Origin of the sequence: Citrobacter sp. CK180, from assembly GCF_030333655.1 — a bacterium.
Lineage (GTDB): Bacteria > Pseudomonadota > Gammaproteobacteria > Enterobacterales > Enterobacteriaceae > Citrobacter_B > Citrobacter_B koseri.
Map to the genome: position 1 here is coordinate 319035 of NZ_JAOWFM010000055.1, position 18739 is coordinate 337773.

General features: G+C 47.4%; 22 protein-coding genes and 1 pseudogene. 10 read left to right on the forward strand and 13 right to left on the reverse strand.

Translation table 11 applies throughout. The features are described 5' to 3' along the window. Positions 1-19: 19 nt before the first annotated feature. A complete protein-coding gene (rfaP, locus tag OGV50_RS20320; protein ID WP_101744165.1) occupies positions 20-817 on the reverse strand; it encodes a lipopolysaccharide core heptose(I) kinase RfaP in 798 nt (265 codons plus the stop codon). After that, a complete protein-coding gene (locus OGV50_RS20325; RefSeq protein WP_047460257.1) occupies positions 810-1934 on the reverse strand; it encodes a glycosyltransferase family 4 protein in 1125 nt (374 codons plus the stop codon). Before OGV50_RS20325 ends, rfaP begins: the two co-directional genes overlap by 8 nt. Before the next feature lie 422 nt (positions 1935-2356). Between OGV50_RS20325 and waaA the strand changes: the two genes are divergently transcribed. Together waaA and coaD are read left to right on the forward strand one after the other, a co-directional pair. Further along, the gene (waaA, locus tag OGV50_RS20330; RefSeq protein ID WP_012135770.1) at positions 2357-3634 is read left to right on the forward strand and encodes a lipid IV(A) 3-deoxy-D-manno-octulosonic acid transferase; all 1278 of its coding nucleotides are present in this window, start codon (positions 2357-2359) and stop codon (positions 3632-3634) included. Positions 3635-3642: 8 nt separating this feature from the next. Continuing rightward, positions 3643-4122 (forward strand): pantetheine-phosphate adenylyltransferase, encoded by a 480-nt coding sequence (gene coaD / locus OGV50_RS20335; RefSeq protein WP_012135771.1) that lies wholly within the window; start codon positions 3643-3645, stop codon positions 4120-4122. A 51-nt stretch (positions 4123-4173) separates the two neighbouring features. Here coaD and mutM read toward each other — a convergent pair whose 3' ends face one another. The 4 genes from mutM to radC form a co-directional block, all read right to left on the reverse strand. Beyond that, positions 4174-4983: a bifunctional DNA-formamidopyrimidine glycosylase/DNA-(apurinic or apyrimidinic site) lyase gene (gene mutM, locus OGV50_RS20340; protein ID WP_047460253.1), complete on the reverse strand. Its 810-nt coding sequence runs from the start codon at positions 4981-4983 to the stop codon at positions 4174-4176. Positions 4984-5081: 98 nt separating this feature from the next. Next, positions 5082-5249: a 50S ribosomal protein L33 gene (gene rpmG, locus OGV50_RS20345; protein WP_001051798.1), complete on the reverse strand. Its 168-nt coding sequence runs from the start codon at positions 5247-5249 to the stop codon at positions 5082-5084. A gap of 20 nt (positions 5250-5269) precedes the next feature. Beyond that, positions 5270-5506, reverse strand: coding sequence for a 50S ribosomal protein L28 (gene rpmB / locus OGV50_RS20350; protein WP_003024071.1), 237 nt, complete (start codon positions 5504-5506; stop codon positions 5270-5272). A 216-nt stretch (positions 5507-5722) separates the two neighbouring features. Beyond that, the gene (gene radC / locus OGV50_RS20355) at positions 5723-6385 is read right to left on the reverse strand and encodes a RadC family protein (protein ID WP_047460249.1); all 663 of its coding nucleotides are present in this window, start codon (positions 6383-6385) and stop codon (positions 5723-5725) included. 173 nt (positions 6386-6558) lie between these two features. Between radC and coaBC the strand changes: the two genes are divergently transcribed. From coaBC to slmA, 3 genes are all read left to right on the forward strand, one after another. Continuing rightward, positions 6559-7779 (forward strand): bifunctional phosphopantothenoylcysteine decarboxylase/phosphopantothenate--cysteine ligase CoaBC, encoded by a 1221-nt coding sequence (coaBC, locus tag OGV50_RS20360; protein WP_112001689.1) that lies wholly within the window; start codon positions 6559-6561, stop codon positions 7777-7779. Continuing rightward, complete coding sequence (gene dut / locus OGV50_RS20365; protein WP_006687626.1) at positions 7757-8215, forward strand: dUTP diphosphatase; 459 nt, start codon at positions 7757-7759, stop codon at positions 8213-8215. Before coaBC ends, dut begins: the two co-directional genes overlap by 23 nt. A gap of 109 nt (positions 8216-8324) precedes the next feature. Next, positions 8325-8921 carry a nucleoid occlusion factor SlmA gene (gene slmA, locus OGV50_RS20370; RefSeq protein WP_012135776.1) on the forward strand — a complete coding sequence of 199 codons (597 nt, stop codon included), beginning with the start codon at positions 8325-8327 and terminating at the stop codon, positions 8919-8921. A 75-nt stretch (positions 8922-8996) separates the two neighbouring features. Here slmA and pyrE read toward each other — a convergent pair whose 3' ends face one another. Both pyrE and rph read right to left on the reverse strand, forming a co-directional pair. Then, positions 8997-9638, reverse strand: a complete 642-nt coding sequence (pyrE, locus tag OGV50_RS20375) for an orotate phosphoribosyltransferase (protein WP_112001400.1) — start codon at positions 9636-9638, stop codon at positions 8997-8999. Between the two features lie 64 nt (positions 9639-9702). Next, the gene (rph, locus tag OGV50_RS20380) at positions 9703-10419 is read right to left on the reverse strand and encodes a ribonuclease PH (RefSeq protein ID WP_012135779.1); all 717 of its coding nucleotides are present in this window, start codon (positions 10417-10419) and stop codon (positions 9703-9705) included. A gap of 125 nt (positions 10420-10544) precedes the next feature. On the opposite strand from rph, the gene OGV50_RS20385 reads away from it, so the two are divergent. The 3 genes and pseudogenes from OGV50_RS20385 to OGV50_RS20395 all read left to right on the forward strand — a co-directional run bounded on the left by OGV50_RS20385 (position 10545) and on the right by OGV50_RS20395 (position 14111). Beyond that, the gene (locus OGV50_RS20385) at positions 10545-11408 is read left to right on the forward strand and encodes a YicC/YloC family endoribonuclease (RefSeq protein WP_012135780.1); all 864 of its coding nucleotides are present in this window, start codon (positions 10545-10547) and stop codon (positions 11406-11408) included. A gap of 193 nt (positions 11409-11601) precedes the next feature. Further along, positions 11602-12864: pseudogene (locus OGV50_RS20390) on the forward strand (tyrosine-type recombinase/integrase). 83 nt (positions 12865-12947) lie between these two features. Beyond that, positions 12948-14111 carry a hypothetical protein gene (locus OGV50_RS20395; protein ID WP_286488726.1) on the forward strand — a complete coding sequence of 388 codons (1164 nt, stop codon included), beginning with the start codon at positions 12948-12950 and terminating at the stop codon, positions 14109-14111. Between the two features lie 100 nt (positions 14112-14211). Here the strand turns inward: OGV50_RS20395 and OGV50_RS20400 are convergent, their stop codons facing one another. From OGV50_RS20400 to OGV50_RS20410, 3 genes are read right to left on the reverse strand one after another with little or no spacing between them, the layout of a single operon-like run. Further along, complete coding sequence (locus tag OGV50_RS20400; protein ID WP_193940949.1) at positions 14212-14721, reverse strand: restriction endonuclease; 510 nt, start codon at positions 14719-14721, stop codon at positions 14212-14214. Further along, the gene (locus OGV50_RS20405; RefSeq protein WP_193940950.1) at positions 14721-15176 is read right to left on the reverse strand and encodes a hypothetical protein; all 456 of its coding nucleotides are present in this window, start codon (positions 15174-15176) and stop codon (positions 14721-14723) included. The genes OGV50_RS20400 and OGV50_RS20405 overlap by 1 nt, the downstream gene beginning before the upstream one ends. Next, positions 15173-15814 carry a nucleotide-binding protein gene (locus OGV50_RS20410; RefSeq protein WP_193940990.1) on the reverse strand — a complete coding sequence of 214 codons (642 nt, stop codon included), beginning with the start codon at positions 15812-15814 and terminating at the stop codon, positions 15173-15175. Before OGV50_RS20410 ends, OGV50_RS20405 begins: the two co-directional genes overlap by 4 nt. Before the next feature lie 396 nt (positions 15815-16210). Here OGV50_RS20410 and OGV50_RS20415 point away from each other — a divergent pair, with 396 nt between their 5' ends. Both OGV50_RS20415 and OGV50_RS20420 read left to right on the forward strand, forming a co-directional pair. Beyond that, positions 16211-17254, forward strand: a complete 1044-nt coding sequence (locus OGV50_RS20415) for a hypothetical protein (protein ID WP_193940951.1) — start codon at positions 16211-16213, stop codon at positions 17252-17254. After that, a complete protein-coding gene (locus OGV50_RS20420; RefSeq protein ID WP_193940952.1) occupies positions 17251-17769 on the forward strand; it encodes a hypothetical protein in 519 nt (172 codons plus the stop codon). The genes OGV50_RS20415 and OGV50_RS20420 overlap by 4 nt, the downstream gene beginning before the upstream one ends. 40 nt (positions 17770-17809) lie before the next feature. On the opposite strand, the gene OGV50_RS20425 is transcribed toward OGV50_RS20420, so the two are convergent. Then, the gene (locus OGV50_RS20425) at positions 17810-18169 is read right to left on the reverse strand and encodes an acyl-CoA dehydrogenase (RefSeq protein ID WP_193940953.1); all 360 of its coding nucleotides are present in this window, start codon (positions 18167-18169) and stop codon (positions 17810-17812) included. A 52-nt stretch (positions 18170-18221) separates the two neighbouring features. Then, complete coding sequence (locus OGV50_RS20430; RefSeq protein ID WP_200093258.1) at positions 18222-18710, reverse strand: hypothetical protein; 489 nt, start codon at positions 18708-18710, stop codon at positions 18222-18224. Positions 18711-18739 lie beyond the last annotated feature (29 nt).

Consider the following 18739-nt stretch of genomic DNA (forward strand, 5'->3'; position numbering starts at 1 on the left):
TCAAACCCTGTATGTGATTTTATAACGCTTTTCTTATCGTTCTTTGTTTGATTTTTTGTGCTTTCGCCGCCGCTTGTTCAAGCAAACTGGCTTCCTTGCGAAGAATTTCACGCAGTGGCATCGAGAAATAAACGCGTAAAAAACGATAAATATCTCTCGAGGTCAGGCCAATTTCGAGTGAGGAGAAATAGAGTCCAATCAGATCCTTATCACGCCAGCGACGCGGCACCCGGCGACGAATTTGCGCGCGATGCAGATCAATCACGGAAAGTTTTATATCAGCCACATCAGTCGGTAATGGTTGCTGTAGTAAAAAATGGCAAATATAACAATCCCGATGATTCACCCCGCCACGATGCATTTTCCCCACCATCTCCGCCAGTCGGGTGATAATGGTTCGTTTTAAGGTGAGGTCAGGACGTTCTTCACTCCACCTGGCGCAAAAGTCTTCAAGGCTTATTGCCGGCGAGAGATCTTCCGTGATGATAAACGATGTCCGCTGCAACGGATTAAACCCTTTTTGCCCAAACGCGACGCCGGTCATGGTATCAACATTCAGTGATTGCAGACGGTGAATAGCCAGCCACTCGCGATCCGCGCCAAGAACGGGCATACGCAAGGAAATGAGGTTTTTTAGCACTTCTTTCAGCGTGGTTCCGTGATGGTATTTCAGGAAATACCCTTTACCCATCATCTCAAAACGCAGCGTCCTCCGGGTCTCCAGAGCGCGGAAAACCTCTCCGTCCAGTTTCGTTACTTCGACAAACGGATCTTTACCTTGCCACTGCGTAGCGAATGGCTCTTTTAATTCAATCATTCTCAAAACCTAAAATGATATCAGCCGCTTTATCAGCCAGACTGTAGAGATCTTCTGTATCGGCAAAGTGTCTTGCATGACTTGCCCATTCACTTCGCTGCTCACCTTTCTCCAGCGCATCGCAGAGGGAAGCATTCAGGACTTCCTGTGCAAAAGGCTCCGGTATAACAACGCCACACTGCGCAGCATTGATATAGTGCGCATATCCACAAACTTCGGTGGTCAGCACGGGTAGCCCGGCGACAATCGCCTCTAATAATACGATTCCGGCCGCTTCCTGAACGGCAGGATGAAGCAGCAAATCAGCAGCAGACATCAGCGCTGAGATATCATCGCGCCCTGAAAAAAACTGCACCTGCTTCTCAATCCCTAGTTGACGCGCCTGGGCCTGATACCGGTCGGCCTTGTCTTGCCCGACAACCATCAATCGCGTACGTTGACGTATTGCTTCAGGTAAAGAAGCTACCGCCAGTAACGTTCTTGGTACGCCTTTGCGTTTAAAATCCGAACCTACCTGCAAAAGCAGGAACTGATCTAACCCAATGCCATTTTTTTCTCTGACAATCTGTCTGCTGTTTTCAGGTTGCTGGCTGTATTTCCTGTCCGGGTATATCCCTGGCGGCAAAATATGAAAACGGCGATCCTCAGTATGATAATGATGCTTAAAGTCACCGATTTGCTTATTTGTTAACATCAAAAGCTCGGTATGAGCACCTTGCTGGAAGGTCGCTTTTTCAAAAGCTGCATAGTGCTTATAACGACTGGTCAGCTTATAAAAGAAACCCTTTTCACGGGCGACTTTTTCCGCGTAGCACACATCTGCCGCATAATAGACATCAAGCCCGGGCATTTTATTAAACCCAACGACGCGATCGACGGGATGTTGGCTCAGGTAACTCTGAACCCACTGATAATACTGCTCATTTTTTCCATGATTAGTTCTGGCAGTCACCGGAACAAGGATAATTTCAAGGTCGGAGGGACGTTCGCCCTGCCACTGTTGAGTCAATACCTGAACATGATGGCCACGCGCCGCAACCGTATGCGCTATTCGCAGGAAATCACGCTGCAACCCGCCATAGGGAAAATATTTGTACAAACAAAAAGCAATGGTCATGCAATAATATCCGCGTTACGTCGCCAAACATCCCAGGCCAGGCAGGTAAAAGCGCCGTAATCTTTGTCTGCAAACAAAGACTACCCTCCATATTCCCGGCGCCCTGAAGGCTGATGGCTGCCTGAATTTGCGCAGTAGTATACCATTGATTAGCTCCCGAACCGAAATGAATATTTTTTAAGCAAAAAGTTAATTTTTAATTTCAAAACAATAAGATGTAAACCATTACTATTGAAGGACAGAGTAGGATTTCACGCGTTATTCGGCGTTAACAGCCTGTTTTGATGTATCTGGAGAAAAACACCTACCGCAAATAATGTATTGTCAATTCAGGTGTTTTAGTGCAACAAGGATAAAAATGATGGTAAAGCCCAGGCTAAATACATAGAATCCCCAGCACATCCATCAGTCAGCTATTTACTATGCTCGAATTGCTTTACACCGCCCTTCTCTACCTTATTCAGCCCTTGATCTGGATACGGCTTTGGGTGCGTGGACGTAAAGCGCCAGCCTACCGTAAACGCTGGGGCGAACGTTACGGTTTTTACCGTCATCCGCTTAAACCTGGCGGGATCATGCTGCATTCCGTCTCTGTGGGTGAAACACTGGCGGCAATTCCTTTAGTTCGTGCCCTGCGACACCGTTATCCTGATTTGCCGATTACCGTCACCACCATGACGCCTACCGGCTCAGAGCGCGTACAGTCCGCATTTGGCAGCGATGTTCAGCACGTCTATCTTCCTTATGATTTGCCCGATGCGCTCAACCGTTTCCTGAATAAAGTTGACCCTAAACTGGTGTTGATTATGGAAACCGAGCTCTGGCCGAACCTGATTGCCGCGCTGCATAAACGTCATATTCCGTTGGTTATCGCCAACGCGCGCCTTTCCGCCCGGTCGGCTGCTGGCTATACAAAGCTGGGGAAATTTGTTCGCAGACTGCTGCGCCGCATTACGCTAATCGCGGCGCAAAATGAAGAAGATGGCGCGCGTTTTATCGCGTTAGGTGCGAAAAATAACCAGCTCACCGTCACCGGCAGTCTGAAATTTGATATTTCCGTGACGCCGCAGCTTGCAGCAAAAGCAGTTACGCTGCGTCGCCAGTGGGCGCCGCACCGCCCGGTGTGGATCGCCACCAGTACGCATGACGGCGAAGAGAGTATTGTTATCGCCGCCCATCAGGCATTGCTGCATCAATTCCCTAACCTGCTGCTGATTCTGGTTCCTCGCCATCCAGAGCGGTTCCCGGATGCGATTAACCTCGTGCGCCAGGCAGGGCTCAGCTATACCACGCGTTCCTCAGGAGAGGTGCCGTCCGCCAGTACCCAGGTTGTTATTGGCGATACAATGGGCGAATTAATGCTACTGTATGGTATTGCGGATCTCGCATTTGTCGGCGGTTCGCTGGTTGAACGCGGAGGACATAACCCGCTGGAAGCTGCCGCACACGCGATACCGGTATTGATGGGCCCTCATACCTTTAACTTCAAAGATATTTGCGCCCGACTGGAGCAAGCAAGCGGGCTGATTACCGTAACCGATGCCACTACGCTGGTAAAAGAGGTTTCGTCTTTACTGACCGACGCGGATTATCGTAATTTCTACGGTCGACACGCCGTTGAAGTGCTGTACCAAAACCAGGGTGCGCTACAGCGTCTGTTACAACTGCTGGAACCTTACCTGCCACCGAAAACGCATTGAGGGCTGTCATGCAAAAACGGGCGATTTATCCAGGAACCTTCGATCCGATCACCAACGGCCATATTGATATCGTGACGCGCGCGACGCAGATGTTCGATCACGTTATCCTCGCCATTGCCGCCAGCCCCAGCAAAAAACCGATGTTTACCCTTGAAGAGCGTGTAGCGCTGGCGCAACAGGCGACGGCGCACCTCGGCAACGTGGAAGTCATGGGATTCAGCGACTTAATGGCCAACTTCGCGCGCATTCAGCAGGCCAATATTTTGATTCGCGGCTTGCGCGCCGTGGCTGATTTTGAATATGAAATGCAACTGGCGCACATGAATCGCCATTTAATGCCGCAGCTTGAAAGCGTCTTCCTGATGCCTTCAAAAGAGTGGTCTTTTATCTCTTCTTCGCTGGTAAAAGAGGTGGCGCGCCATCAGGGCGACGTTACCCACTTTTTGCCGGAGAACGTTCATCAGGCCTTGATGGATAAGCTGAAGTAAAACGCTTTTGCCGGATGGCGCGTCAGCGCGTTATCCGGCCTGCAATCCATCTTATTTCTGACACTGACGGCAGTAGAACGTCGCCCGTTGCGCGTGTTTAGCCGCAACGATCGGCGTACCGCAAACCCGGCACGGTTCCCCTTTACGTCCGTAAACCTGCAACTCCTGAGCAAAATAGCCCGGCTTACCGTCGCTTTGCAGAAAATCTTTCAACGTTGTACCACCCTGCTCGATGGAACGCAGTAAAACGGCCTTAATCACGCGGGCCAGCAGCTCACACTCAGCCTGCGATAATGACGACGCCAGACGGTCAGGATGGATGCCTGCCGCAAACAACGACTCGCTGGCGTAGATATTTCCCACGCCCACCACCAGTTTGTTATCCATCAGCCAGGGTTTAATTGCCGTTTTCTTCTTCGCACATTTCTGCTGCAAATAGGCTCCGTTAAAATCGTCGCTCAGCGGCTCCGGGCCGAGATGCGCCAGCACGTTATGCCCTTCCAGCTCTTTCGTCCACAGCCAAGCGCCAAAGCGGCGAGGATCGGTGTAGCGCAGGACTTTGCCATTGCTCATCACCAGATCAACGTGGTCATGTTTTTCAGCGGGAAGTTCTTCAGGAAGGATACGCAAACTGCCCGACATTCCCAGATGAATGATTATCCAGCCATCCGGTAACTCCAGCAGCAAATATTTCGCGCGGCGTTGAACGCTGAGTACGGGTTTATCGCTCAGGCGGTAGATCTCTTCCGATACCGGCCAGCGCAGACGTCCATTGCGCACATTGGCATGCAGAATGGTTGCCCCAACCAGATGCGGTTCAATGCCGCGGCGGCTGGTTTCAACTTCAGGTAATTCAGGCATAACGTCTCCGGCTCTGTTTCAGGTCTCATTAATATGGGGACGGCCAGAAAACAAAAAACCCCGCCGAAGCGAGGTTTTTCACTACATCAAAGCGAGAATTATTTGATTTTCGCTTCTTTGTAGATAACGTGCTGACGGACAACTGGATCGAACTTTTTCAGTTCCAGTTTTTCCGGCTTAGTACGTTTGTTCTTCGTGGTGGTATAGAAGTGACCAGTACCAGCAGAAGAAACCAGCTTGATTTTCTCACGAATACCTTTAGCCATGATTTATTTCCTCTAAGTACTTAGTACTTTTCGCCACGGGCACGCAGTTCGGACAGAACTGTTTCGATGCCTTTCTTATCAATTACACGCATACCTTTAGCAGATACACGCAGGGTGACAAAACGCTTCTCGCTCTCAACCCAGAAACGGTGAGAGTGCAGGTTAGGCAGGAAACGGCGTTTAGTCGCGTTCAGTGCGTGGGAACGGTTGTTACCGGTCACCGGACGCTTGCCAGTAACTTGGCAGACTCGGGACATGTCTATTCTCCAAAAATCAAATTAGCTCGAGCTTCGTATGGGGTATTGGCGCCTCGTCAGGCTTCTCAGCCTGGTTATCGCAGTTCATTGTGAACTCTCGATTGCCAGGCCCAAATGCCAAACCCGAGATTCTCAAAGGTGGCGTAGTATACGCTGTGTAAGCGATGTGCTCAAGTCCCGAACAGACAAAGATCCCGATGGATCGCGCGAAGTGTTCTAAATCCAACCACGTTCGGCAAAAGAAACGTACTCTCCGCGCCCAATCACAAGGTGATCCAGTACTCGTATATCCATGAACTGACAACATTTTACGACACGTTCGGTGATGAGTTTATCCGCTTTGCTCGGTTCTGCACACCCCGAGGGGTGATTATGCGCAAGGATCACCGCAGAAGCATTTAATTTTATCGCCTCGCGGATAATCTCGCGCGGATGCACCTCGACATGATTCAGCGTGCCGGAAAAAAGACGGCTGTGTTTAATCACCCGGTGCCGGGCATCCAGAAAGATCACAAGGAAGATCTCCCGCTCTTCCCCCGCCAACTGGCTTTGCAGAAACTCACGCGTCATTTCCGGGCTCAACAACGCGTTTTCCTTCATCATGCGCGCCTTGTAATAGCGCCTTGCCAGTTCGGCAATCCCCTTAAGCTGCGCATACTTAGCGATACCGATACCTGTACCGCGAAATTGCGCGAAATCCGCAGACAGCAACCCATAGAGCGACCCACTGCGTTGCAGCGTTTCATGCGCCAGAGCCATCACATCTTTTCCTGGCACTCCTGTACGTAAAAAGAGCGCCAGCAGTTCAACATCCGTCAGCGAACCAATTCCTGACTTCAACATTTTTTCCCGGGGCATTAAACGTTCCGGCGCATCCATACGTTCACCTCCTTAAGCACGCCTCATGGTGGCATAGCTCCTGGGGTGAATCGACGCCCGTATTTCACTCCTGCGTAGCGCCTCGCAAAGTGAATTACGGGCAACTGCACGACGGGATTCAGGATTGTGATAAAATGTTCGCCTTCTGGTGCAATCCAACAGGAAAGATCATGATGAGCCTGGCTGGCAAAAAAATCGTTCTCGGCATGAGCGGCGGCATTGCTGCCTATAAAGCCCCTGAACTGGTGCGTCGTTTACGCGAACGTGGCGCCGACGTTCGCGTGGCGATGACCGAAGCGGCAAAAGCCTTTATCACGCCCCTGAGCCTACAGGCGGTGTCGGGTTATCCCGTCTCTGACAGTCTGCTTGACCCTGCCGCAGAAGCCGCGATGGGCCATATTGAGCTGGGGAAATGGGCGGATTTAGTTATCCTCGCGCCAGCCACGGCAGATCTGATCGCTCGCGTCGCTGCCGGTATGGCCAACGATCTGGTTTCAACGATTTGTCTGGCGACACCCGCCCCGATTGCCGTGCTTCCGGCCATGAATCAGCAAATGTATCGCGCCGCCGCCACGCAACATAATCTGGATGTACTCGCGTCACGCGGAATGCTTATCTGGGGGCCGGACAGCGGCAGCCAGGCGTGTGGAGACGTGGGGCCAGGACGCATGCTCGACCCGTTGACCATTGTGGATATGGCGGCAGCGCATTTCTCCCCTGTCAACGATCTGCAACATCTCAACATCATGATTACGGCGGGCCCGACGCGCGAGCCGCTCGATCCGGTGCGTTATATCTCTAACCACAGCTCCGGTAAGATGGGATTTGCCATTGCCGCCGCCGCCGCACGACGCGGCGCCAACGTTACGCTGGTTTCCGGCCCCGTTGCGCTGCCCACGCCACCTTTTGTTCAGCGCATTGATGTGATGACCGCGCTGGAAATGGAAGCGGCAGTCCAGGCAGCGGTTCAGAAGCAGCATATTTTCATCGGCTGTGCTGCGGTTGCTGATTACCGTGCAGCCGCCGTCGCCAGTGAAAAAATTAAGAAACAGGCGACGCAGGGCGATGAATTAACAGTAAAAATGGTCAAGAACCCTGATATTGTCGCCGGGGTCGCCGCACTCAAAGACAAGCGTCCTTATGTCGTTGGGTTTGCCGCGGAAACAAATAATGTGGAAGAATACGCCCGGCAAAAACGTATCCGCAAAAACCTTGATCTGATCTGCGCGAACGATGTTTCGCTTTCAACTCAAGGATTTAATAGCGACAGCAACGCATTACACCTTTTCTGGCAGGATGGAGATAAAGCCTTACCGCTCGAACGGAAAGCGCTCCTGGGCCAATTATTACTCGACGAGATCGTGACCCGTTATGATGAAAAAAATCGACGTTAAGATTCTGGACCCGCGCGTTGGGCAGCAATTTCCGCTTCCAACTTATGCCACCTCCGGCTCCGCCGGACTTGACCTGCGCGCCTGTCTCGATGACGCCGTAGAACTGGCGCCTGGCGCAACAACGCTGGTGCCGACCGGTCTGGCGATTCATATTGCCGATCCGTCTCTGGCGGCGGTAATGCTGCCACGTTCCGGCCTGGGCCATAAGCATGGTATTGTGCTCGGCAATCTGGTCGGCCTGATCGACTCTGACTATCAGGGTCAGTTAATGGTTTCCATCTGGAACCGTGGCCAGGACAGCTTTACCATTGAGCCAGGCGAACGTATTGCTCAGATGGTTTTCGTACCGGTTGTACAGGCCGAATTTAATCTGGTGGAAGAGTTTGAAGCCACCGACCGTGGTGAAGGCGGCTTCGGCCATTCTGGTCGCAAGTAAGACATTTACGCATCCTGATAACGACATAACATCGCCGCAAACGCTGAGTTTGCGGTCATAGTGTGGATGCTCGCCTGGCAAGTGCTTATTTTCAGGGGTATTTTGTAACATGGCAGAAAAACAAACTGCGAAAAGGAATCGTCGCGAAGAAATACTTCAGTCTCTGGCGCTGATGCTGGAATCCAGCGATGGAAGCCAACGCATCACAACAGCGAAACTGGCAGCCTCCGTCGGCGTTTCTGAAGCGGCGCTGTATCGCCATTTTCCCAGTAAGACTCGCATGTTCGATAGTCTGATTGAGTTTATCGAAGACAGTCTGATTACCCGTATCAATCTGATCTTAAAAGATGAGAAAGACACCAGCGCGCGTCTGCGTTTAATTGTGTTGTTGATTCTGGGCTTCGGCGAACGCAACCCAGGCCTGACGCGTATTCTCACCGGTCATGCGTTAATGTTTGAACAAGATCGCCTGCAAGGACGAATTAACCAGCTGTTTGAGCGCATTGAAGCGCAGCTGCGTCAGGTTCTGCGGGAAAAAAGAATGCGCGAAGGCGAAGGGTACGCCACGGATGAAACCCTGCTGGCAAGTCAGTTGCTGGCGTTTTGTGAAGGGATGTTGTCCCGCTTTGTACGCAGCGAGTTCAAATACCGCCCAACGGACGATTTCGACGCCCGCTGGCCGTTGGTTGCCGCGCAATTGCAGTAACAGCGTAGCCGGATGGCGGCGATGCCTTATCCGGCCTTACAGGCCCGGTAAGCGCTACGCCGCCGGGCAATTTACTTAAACCCCGTACGCTTCCCGATACGCGCGCACTGCCGCCAGATGTTCCGCCATCTCTGGTTTCTCTTCCAGATACGCAATCAGGTCTTTCAGCGTGATAATCGAGATCACCTGACACTCGTAATCGCGTTCCACTTCCTGAATTGCGGAAATCTCGCCACGGCCACGCTCCTGACGATCCAAAGAAATCAGCACCCCCGCCAGACTTGCGCCATTCGCCTGGATAATCTCCATTGATTCACGAATCGCAGTACCCGCAGTGATCACATCATCCACCAGCATCACGCGTCCCTGTAATGGGCTCCCGACCAGACTTCCGCCTTCACCGTGGTCTTTGGCTTCCTTACGGTTAAAGCAGTACGGCAGGTCTTTGTCATGGTGTTCCGCCAGTGCAACAGCGGTGGTCGTCGCAATCGGAATACCTTTATAGGCCGGACCAAACAGCAGATCGAAACCGATACCCGAATCCACCAACGCTTCGGCATAAAAACGTCCCAGCAGAGCCAGATCGCGCCCGGTATTAAACAGCCCGGCGTTGAAGAAATAGGGGCTTTTGCGCCCGGATTTCAGCGTAAATTCGCCAAACTTTAGTACCTGCTTGTTAAGCGCAAACTCAATAAACTGGCGCTGATACGGTTTCATGGATTCGCTCCTCATTTCACTTTATTACAGACAAAAAAAAGGCGACTCGCTGGTCGCCTTAAAATCAATTTTCTAACGCTGCTTTCTGCGTCGCTACAATGGATTCGATTCCCCCTCGGGCTAATGCCAACAAGGTAAGGAGTTCTTCGTGACTGAACGGCTCGCCTTCTGCCGTTCCCTGCACTTCAATAATTCGACCGTCTTCGGTCATTACCACGTTCATATCGGTTTCAGCCGCGGAGTCTTCAACGTACTCCAGATCGCAGAGCGCTTCACCATTCACGATGCCGACGGAAACCGCAGCCACCATCCCTTTCATCGGGTTGGTTTTCAGCTTACCGTTCGCGACCAGCTTGTTCAGCGCATCGGCCAGCGCAACGCAAGCCCCGGAGATAGATGCAGTACGCGTACCGCCGTCCGCCTGGATCACATCGCAATCCAGAGTGATAGTAAACTCGCCAAGCGTTTTAAGATCGACAGCAGCGCGCAGCGCGCGGGCGATCAGACGCTGGATTTCCATCGTGCGGCCGCCCTGCTTGCCTTTCGCCGCTTCACGCGCGTTACGAGTATGCGTAGCGCGTGGCAACATGCCATATTCTGCGGTGATCCACCCTTGGCCCTGCCCTTTCAAAAAGCGCGGTACGCCTTCTTCGATGGATGCCGTGCACAGCACTTTGGTATCTCCAAATTCGACCAGCACCGAGCCTTCAGCGTGTTTTGTATAGTTACGGGTCAGGGTTACGGGACGCACCTGATTAGCGCTACGGCCTGCTGGACGCATATTGAGATCTCCGGCTTGAAACGAATGTGGCTGCGCATTATACGGACTTCCGGCGGTTATTCCTATCCTGACAAGGCATGGATGGCTATAATCCTTCCATCTCTCCTTTAAAAACAGGAACGTCTATGATCCGCAGTATGACCGCCTACGCCCGGCGTGAAATCAAGGGTGAATGGGGTAGCGCTACCTGGGAAATGCGCTCGGTAAACCAGCGTTATCTGGAAACGTATTTTCGTCTGCCGGAACAGTTCCGTAGCCTTGAACCTGTTGTACGCGAACGCATTCGTACACGCCTGACGCGCGGAAAAATCGAATGTACTTTACGCTTTGAACCCGATGCCAGCGCGCAAGGCGAACTCATTCTGAATGAGAAGCTGGCAAAGCAGCTCGTTGCCTCCGCGAACTGGGTCAAAATGCAGAGCGATGAAGGGGAAATCAACCCGGTAGATATCCTGCGTTGGCCGGGCGTCATGGCCGCCCAGGAACAGGATCTGGACGCGATTGCCGCAGAGATCCTCGCCGCGCTGGACGGGACGCTGGATGACTTCATTGTCGCCCGGGAAACCGAAGGCCAGGCTTTGAAAGCGCTGATTGAGCAGCGTCTGGAAGGCGTCAGCGCTGAGGTAGTGAAAGTCCGCGCCCATATGCCGGAAATCCTGCAATGGCAGCGCGAACGTCTGGTAGCAAAACTGGAAGACGCACAGGTACAACTGGAAAATAACCGCCTGGAGCAAGAGCTGGTGCTGATGGCACAGCGCATTGACGTGGCAGAAGAGCTGGATCGTCTGGACGCGCACGTCAAAGAAACCTACAACATCCTGAAGAAAAAAGAGGCGGTTGGCCGTCGTCTGGACTTTATGATGCAGGAGTTCAACCGCGAGTCGAACACGCTGGCCTCCAAATCCATCAATGCTGATGTCACCAATTCTGCAATTGAGCTGAAAGTATTGATCGAGCAAATGCGCGAACAGATCCAGAATATCGAGTAAAGTTTCACGCGATCTCGCGTAGTCTCATAAAGTCACATCAGGATAAAAAGGCCATTGTAAATAATGGCCTTTTTGTTTTATATAGTCTCATATCGTATCACTACAGCGCGTGTTTTGTGTGTACTTAAAGGTGTACTTACTCAGTCTTAAGTACACTCATTTAAGTACACCCCCCTCTGAAGATGAGAGACATATGGGAAATCTGACCGACATACAAATCCGTACATGGAAAAGAAACAACGAGCGCTTCGCAGGACGCTCTGATGGGAATGGGTTATATCTATGTTTTCCTGAGAAATATAAAGAGTTGTTCTGGCGCTTTCGTTACAAAATCGCAGGAAAATCCAGGGTGATGCTCATTGGCTACTACCCCACCATTTCTCTCGCTAAAGCGCGGGAAATTGCTAAAGAGCTTTCCGCCCGTGTCGCTCTGGGTCATGACGTAGCGGGAGAGAAGCAGGAACGTAAGGCTGAAGCGCTGAAGAAGATGGAGGAAGAGAAACATGCGCTCCGCGTTTCAGAACTAGCGGCAGAATACTTTGAACGTCAAATCCTCAATCGGTGGAAGCACCCTGACATTCTGCGACGTCGCATAGATAAAGACATCAACCCTAATATCGGGCATCTCAGAATCGAAGAGGTTAAAGCCTGACATATCGACGATATGCTGCAAAAAATCGTCCAACGTGGCGCGCCTACAGTTGCTAATGACGTGCTTCGCTGGACTCGCCGTATTTTTGATTACGGTATCAAACGGCATATGCTTGAAAGCAATCCTACTAGTGCTTTTGAAATCTCAGATGCTGGTGGGCAGGAGCAAAGCAGAGAACGCTGGCTCAGCCGTGAAGAGTTGATGAAGCTCTTCCAAGCTATGCCCATGACAAAAGGCTTCTCACGTCAAAACGAGCTGACAATGAAGCTTCTACTGGTATTCTGCTGCCGTAAGATGGAGCTTTGCGGTGCACGCTGGGAGGAGTTCGATCTTGATGAAGCGGTCTGGCACTTACCCGCTGAACGAGTGAAGAATGGTGATGCGATCGACATCCCTATCCCTGCACCTGCGCTTGAATGGTTGAAAGAACTGCATCAGATGTCCTGCAATAGCCAGTGGGTTCTTCCAGCAAGAAAGATGCAGCACCGCATGATCCCTCATATTCAAGAAAGCACACTGCCTGTAGCATTGAGCAAGGTGAAGGGTAACCTCCCCGACGTGCCTAATTTTACTATTCATGATTTTCGACGCACCGCGCGATCTCATCTGGCTGCGTTAGGAGTTGATCCGGTAGTTGCAGAACGCTGCCTGAATCACAGAATTAAAGGCGTAGAGGGGATTTATAACCGTTATCAGTACTTCGATGAGAGGAAGCAGGCGTTGGAATTGTGGGCTGACTTGCTTGTTTCTTTGGAAAGAGGTGAGGGTTATAACGTGATGCCACTAAAAAAAACACTGGCATGAAGTGTGCTAACTCGCAATAGCTAGTATTATCATTGAAAATACATATTGCGAATCAAATTACCACTAAATCCGAGGTTAGGATAATGCTCCAAGAAGAAATTGAAAATTTAAAAGAAAAAATCAATAAAATTATTTATCCCATATGCCCTGCAATAGATAAAAAAACCAAAGTAGAACAAGACTTCTTTTTTACTGCTGTTCGTACCGATGCTGGAAGGTCTCTACCCCCATATTATCTCATTTACTTTTTATTCGTGGATCTTCTAAGCTATAGAAACTTAGGTCAGTCTGAAAAAACATCTTGGTCTGTTCCTATTGACTATAACGGCACAGTTTATCTTTTAGAACATCGTAAATTTGGAATGGGGCTTTTTGCCGCGAATCAAGATGTTCAAGAAAATAACTGTAAAGAGATCGTAAAAAAGATAACCAACGCAATAAAAACAGCTCAACCGTATTTTGAATTCATTGCAAAGGAGGCTTCAAAGCGCTCAGATTTAAATGTACTTAATCACAGTTTACGTCTTCATGAACGTTATCTTTTTCTGAAACGTCAATACAAGGAAAAAATAAATGAAGCTGCAAAAAGAAAAGATGAGAAAACAAGAATTCAATACTCCAAAAATTCATGGGGTATTGAAACACCATATTATGAACTAAAAAACCAAGCAGAGTGGTTAGCAATATCAACTATAGATGCTTTCTTCAGTCTTACAGAACATATTTTTATTCACGCCGCAGTCCTAAAGGGACAATTAGTTACTGGTGAAGAAGTGGCTAATTTAGCAGATAAAGACTGGGCATCAAAATTCAAATCATGCCTTGACATTACAGATCCAAAAATAAAAAAACACTATGATCTACTAGTTCAGATCAAAAGACAGATTAGGAATTATATAGCTCATGGTGCATTCGGAAAAAATGGAGAGGCATTTCAAATCCATTCTCACGCTGGGGCTGTTCCTTTAATTATGCCCCACCAGAAAGGTGACTCTCGCTTTTCCATGGGAAATGGTACTTCCTTCGAGGAAGAGGAAGCAATACTGGCAATTGAAGAGTTCATGTCTTTTTACTGGGATTCTCAAAACTTACCTGAGATCATCTATATACAAAGTAATTTACCAACTATACTTCCCTACACTACAGACTCTACTTATGCCAGAGCAATGAAATCAGTAGCAGACATGCTGATATTTGTGGAATATCTTACAGAATTGCATGACAACGCTGCAAATATGGACTGGTAGACCAACCTCTCAAAAGTAGCCCGCTGCGGTCCATTACATGTGTTAAAACTAGAGACACCTTCGATTGCAGCGAACACTTTTGTCGGGAAAATTAATGATTTTATGTTAATAACTCCTTAATATTCCTCATTAAAATATCATTAAGATTGTCATTACCAATGTAGATATGGGGAGCAATAATTTTACCACTTAAGATGTCAGAAAGCCGAATATGAACTAAATAAATATTACCTTCTGAATTCTTCCGATTGAATTCATATTGAGCGTCTGGAGAAAGATATGCTGCTGTAATGATAATTCCAACTGAAATATTTTCTCTGTCCATATCGAGTAGAAAACAACCTAGCTGTTCTCTAGAGAAATTTGAGCTTCGCACTTTTACATTAAGTCCGGCTCTTTTAGCAGTTAATTCTCCTTGCTGGAGATGTAAGATATCGATAACTCCGTCGAACCCTCCATCAGCCGCACCTCTCCTTGCAGGTAAACCAGTAACCTCTTCAAGTTCTCTAGCACCGAGTAAATTTCGTAAAGTATTTTCCATCACATCTCTTTTATATGAAGGAGATGTTTCAAGAATACGTGTAATCAGCGCCTCCTCTAACACTCCCACTAGCTCCCCTCCTTATGAAAAACATTAAATAGCTTTTTGTATACCTCTTCTAGGCTAATTTTGATAAACTCATTTGCAGAGTGACATTTTGGTAATGAGCTAGAAATCAATGCAACTTGCCAATAGGGTATTTTGATAAGAACGTTCTCTCCCATGGTTTTCTTTAATTTAAAATTATTTGGAAAAACACGCCCTTTAATTACATCCAAAATACTATCATATTTAAGCTGATCAAAATAACTTTTTTCAGAATTAACTAACACGCCAGATAAATATATCATCGCGTGTTTAACTACTGTTGCCTTTGATTTGGTTTGAAAAAAAACCATCATTGCATCCCATACATGAGAGGGGATTTCTTCAGAGTAAATATGTAACTCAACTTTTCTTTTAAGTGAATTCTCCGTGGCCATTTTTGAGCTATCTAATTCAATTCTAGTTTTGCTTTTAATCATAAAATCACCCCCAATGTTTGTAACAGCGTCCTCATAGCAGAAGAATAATTAACATCATCTAGCAACACCAGTGGAACTTGCCCCCTTGAACTTACGTACGGCAATACGATAGAGCTAAGTAAACTAGCAATGCTATTATTATCAAGCACTAATTGTAATATATCATAACCACCTTGAGAGTTTCCTCCATAAGCTATATTTGCAAAAACTGTCAGACTCAACTCACTTGGTGTGAGTAAAGCAGCTAACATCACGGCTCTGATCTCTCGAGGAATTCTATCAAGCCCGACGCTATCATATGGATTTACCGGGGAAATAACTTTCCAGCCAGGACGGGTCCCTAGTAAGAGGTCTTGCCCAACAGTAAAACTATCATCTGTATCCAACACGGCATAATCGAAGCTATTTGCCCCGGGGAAGGTTTGTGGGATCCTTTGTGCTTCTTTCTGCACTATTCTATTACTGCCATCTTCAGAAAACTCAGGACAAGATGACAATGTTTGGCTCATTAGCAAGCCAGCAGCAAGATCAACAGCCATAACTCTATATCCTTCCCGGGCTAAGAGTAATGCGATATTGGTCGCTGTTGTTGTCTTACCTACTCCACCTTTAGGAGTATTCACTACAAATTTTATCATATAAAATCCCCTATATTTTAATGAATTATATCCATTTATAGAAAACAGGTATAGTGAGATCAACTTAGATACAGGGCAAACTATCAAGATAGCTTGCCAATAAGTTAGCGACATTTTTTCAGCTATATCTTCGATCGCGGTGAAGCTTCTCATAACCGTGCCACCACATCGCCAATGCCATCAGCCCTAGTGTCGCCATGTCCTAAATCCATTGAGGTCTGCACCAGCGCGTTCTGCGTCAAGATAGCATCCGCGGCATGCAATAAGCTGAAAAACGAATTGCAGATCAGACACAATACTGTATACTTATACAGTATTGTGTCTGATCGATCAGTAGTATAGAACCGTAAAATTATACTACATTAGGATTTTCATAATCATTACAGGTCTATACACATGGCATTTGAGCAGGCGGTTTTCACTTTTTATAGAATAAATAAAGCGGGTTATTACGCGCATGGTAAGCCGGTCCCAGAATTCGGAAATGTAACGGAGATGTTAGCAGACCTGCAGCACTGGGCTAGTACGAAGACCTTAAAGCAGACCAAAACCTTCGAAGCCAATGAAGAGAGATACCCATGTTATCTTGTGGATGCAAAAAGGAATGGGGATGATTGGACATTGCTTATGTGGAATGAGATTCCAACAAATGGACAACAAGTACCTTCCATAAGTGAAACCGCAAGATTCGGCGCCGATCCAGAAGTTATCTTAAACGCAGTACAAGGGGGAAGTATACCGGGCTATGCAACCTACTTCTGGTTTCTTCCTGAGAGAGGTTTATTAGCTACAGTCAGGCTTCATAACAAGCTAACATCTCAGTCTTCTCTCCAACAGTATCTTCACTGTTTCCTCAAACAATCTTCACAGCATGTTATTGCTGAACCCGTGACTAATGAAGATGGAAGTGTTGAAGTCCGGATTACTGGTTATAAAAATAATCCACGAGATCCAGATGAAGAGAAAAAGCATTACATCCCAAAATTCAGTTCGAGTTTGGTAAGAAATCGAGGGAAACATGAAGTTATTAAACAAAATGCCAATCGCATTAAGAAAATTGAACGTATTGTTGAACTGGACTTGAGTAAACCTGAGGAGCTTGGGTTGTGGCAGAGAATGCTTCAGGTTGTTCATCTTGGAGCACCACAGGGGGCAGGGATAAGCACTAAGGTTAGGTATACTGTTTCACCTCAAGTAACCTTACAAGATGTAAATTCAATGATTGCTGATTGGGAAGCAGACCCAAGCGAAGTAAACGACTATGGTTTTTATTTTGAAGGTGAAGCAAACAAACCTTATTGGCTAAGTAAATCTTTGGCGCGAATGGAGTTTCAGCTTGATCTGGAAAGAGAGAACATTGAATTTGTTCAACTCGATTCACTACTAAGTGAGCTGGTTGCAAAGAAAAACGCTATTTTGACTGGTGCGGGGCTATTATGAAATTGAAAGTGGTCATTGGGATTGCATGCGTAGTAGTAGTAGTACTTGCAGGAATATTGGGCAGAAATGTTGCTTTTGCTCTCCAGTGGCCGCTTTTTGAAGCTTTACGAACTACTGCCTCCATCATTTTTGCAGTTGTGGGGGCGTGGTTTGCTATCATTTACCCTGAAAGATTAAAGAAATCTTTCAGGGGGGGGACTACTGATAGTAACGGTCAAGGCATTCATCGTCTTTTCACTCCGATTGTTCACTCAACAGCTATCTTAGCGACAGTGTTAATTATTGGGGTTGTTGCTCCATTGCTGAAGCAATTTGATTGGATTTTGTCACATAAAGATATTTTTAGAGGCATATCCTATGGATTGCTTGTTTTTCTTACCATGTGGCAGCTAGCCACAGTATTGTTCAGTTTAATTGGTCCAGACATGGTTAAACGATATGTATCAAGACAAGATAGAGCTGAAGAGGCCGCCCAGGCAGTTATGCCTTCAAGGAAAGATAGCTCCCCTCAATAAAGGCAAGTATCTCCATCATTCTTGATACTTGCCTGACCAATTATTGCTTCTTGTATTTCCCGTCCATAGTACCAACAGCTGAAACACCACAATAGTTATCGCAACTACGGGTCATAACATTAACAGAACCATCTTTCAATTCACTAATAACCGCCACACATGCACTCGATGAATCGCTGTAGACCCAGCGATTTTTCTGCCCTGTGCCCGCACCAACAGATTCTGCAACACCCTCCATATTACACACACCTGATGCATTGCCATTAGATGCGTTAATATTAAATTCAGTAGCACCATTTCCCGGTGATAAAGATAAAGCGCCATTACGTTTAACGTATTCGCCTGCATGTGCCATCGGTAAACAACTGACCAATAACAAAGTTAGAATAATCTTTTTCATTATTACTCCTTTATGTGTCGTTAAATATTAAAAACATTTCACTAACAAATTATTACCGATAAAATTTTGTACTGGAATATCCTTGTTTTCGTGTTTCCATACGCAGAGTATCATAGGTGTTCCCACACTTAATACATGAGTAAGCATTGATAATATTGTACCGTTCTTCTGTCCAATTTGACTTCATAATAACTTGTTTTCCATAATGAGGACCTCTTGTATCTCCACCAACCACGCCTTGGTTTTGAGTTTTACTCCTGGGTATAGCTGATAAAAATTCTCTTTTAGTATCTATTAGTTTTATACTATATGAAGCATTACAGTTCTTACATCTAAGGCCACTTGAAATAAAATAAAAAACCACTTTTACAATAGGAAACAAAAGCAGTAAAAAAATTAACGCACTGACAATTAAACGAATCAGTATTTCCATAGGCGTTAAGATATATCCTATAAATGAAATAACTCCAGTTATCCCCACACCATATAGCCATGAATGAATGTTCGCTTTATGCTTGATTTCATCTTGCTCATTATTCATACTTTCCTCCAAAATTAATTCACATTATC

Bases quoted from the DNA above. Each gene is read 5' to 3' on its own strand.
- OGV50_RS20325 (WP_047460257.1), bottom strand. From the start codon at position 1,934: ATGACCATTGCTTTTTGTTTGTACAAATATTTTCCCTATGGCGGGTTG.
- OGV50_RS20410 (WP_193940990.1), bottom strand. From the start codon at position 15,814: ATGATAAAATTTGTAGTGAATACTCCTAAAGGTGGAGTAGGTAAGACA.
- OGV50_RS20385 (WP_012135780.1), top strand. From the start codon at position 10,545: ATGATCCGCAGTATGACCGCCTACGCCCGGCGTGAAATCAAGGGTGAA.
- rph (WP_012135779.1), bottom strand. From the start codon at position 10,419: ATGCGTCCAGCAGGCCGTAGCGCTAATCAGGTGCGTCCCGTAACCCTG.
- OGV50_RS20420 (WP_193940952.1), top strand. From the start codon at position 17,251: ATGAAATTGAAAGTGGTCATTGGGATTGCATGCGTAGTAGTAGTAGTA.
- waaA (WP_012135770.1), top strand. From the start codon at position 2,357: ATGCTCGAATTGCTTTACACCGCCCTTCTCTACCTTATTCAGCCCTTG.
- OGV50_RS20405 (WP_193940950.1), bottom strand. From the start codon at position 15,176: ATGATTAAAAGCAAAACTAGAATTGAATTAGATAGCTCAAAAATGGCC.
- OGV50_RS20430 (WP_200093258.1), bottom strand. From the start codon at position 18,710: ATGAATAATGAGCAAGATGAAATCAAGCATAAAGCGAACATTCATTCA.
- slmA (WP_012135776.1), top strand. From the start codon at position 8,325: ATGGCAGAAAAACAAACTGCGAAAAGGAATCGTCGCGAAGAAATACTT.
- mutM (WP_047460253.1), bottom strand. From the start codon at position 4,983: ATGCCTGAATTACCTGAAGTTGAAACCAGCCGCCGCGGCATTGAACCG.
- rpmG (WP_001051798.1), bottom strand. From the start codon at position 5,249: ATGGCTAAAGGTATTCGTGAGAAAATCAAGCTGGTTTCTTCTGCTGGT.
- coaD (WP_012135771.1), top strand. From the start codon at position 3,643: ATGCAAAAACGGGCGATTTATCCAGGAACCTTCGATCCGATCACCAAC.
- rpmB (WP_003024071.1), bottom strand. From the start codon at position 5,506: ATGTCCCGAGTCTGCCAAGTTACTGGCAAGCGTCCGGTGACCGGTAAC.
- OGV50_RS20395 (WP_286488726.1), top strand. From the start codon at position 12,948: ATGCTCCAAGAAGAAATTGAAAATTTAAAAGAAAAAATCAATAAAATT.
- coaBC (WP_112001689.1), top strand. From the start codon at position 6,559: ATGAGCCTGGCTGGCAAAAAAATCGTTCTCGGCATGAGCGGCGGCATT.
- OGV50_RS20425 (WP_193940953.1), bottom strand. From the start codon at position 18,169: ATGAAAAAGATTATTCTAACTTTGTTATTGGTCAGTTGTTTACCGATG.
- radC (WP_047460249.1), bottom strand. From the start codon at position 6,385: ATGGATGCGCCGGAACGTTTAATGCCCCGGGAAAAAATGTTGAAGTCA.
- dut (WP_006687626.1), top strand. From the start codon at position 7,757: ATGATGAAAAAAATCGACGTTAAGATTCTGGACCCGCGCGTTGGGCAG.
- OGV50_RS20415 (WP_193940951.1), top strand. From the start codon at position 16,211: ATGGCATTTGAGCAGGCGGTTTTCACTTTTTATAGAATAAATAAAGCG.
- rfaP (WP_101744165.1), bottom strand. From the start codon at position 817: ATGATTGAATTAAAAGAGCCATTCGCTACGCAGTGGCAAGGTAAAGAT.
- pyrE (WP_112001400.1), bottom strand. From the start codon at position 9,638: ATGAAACCGTATCAGCGCCAGTTTATTGAGTTTGCGCTTAACAAGCAG.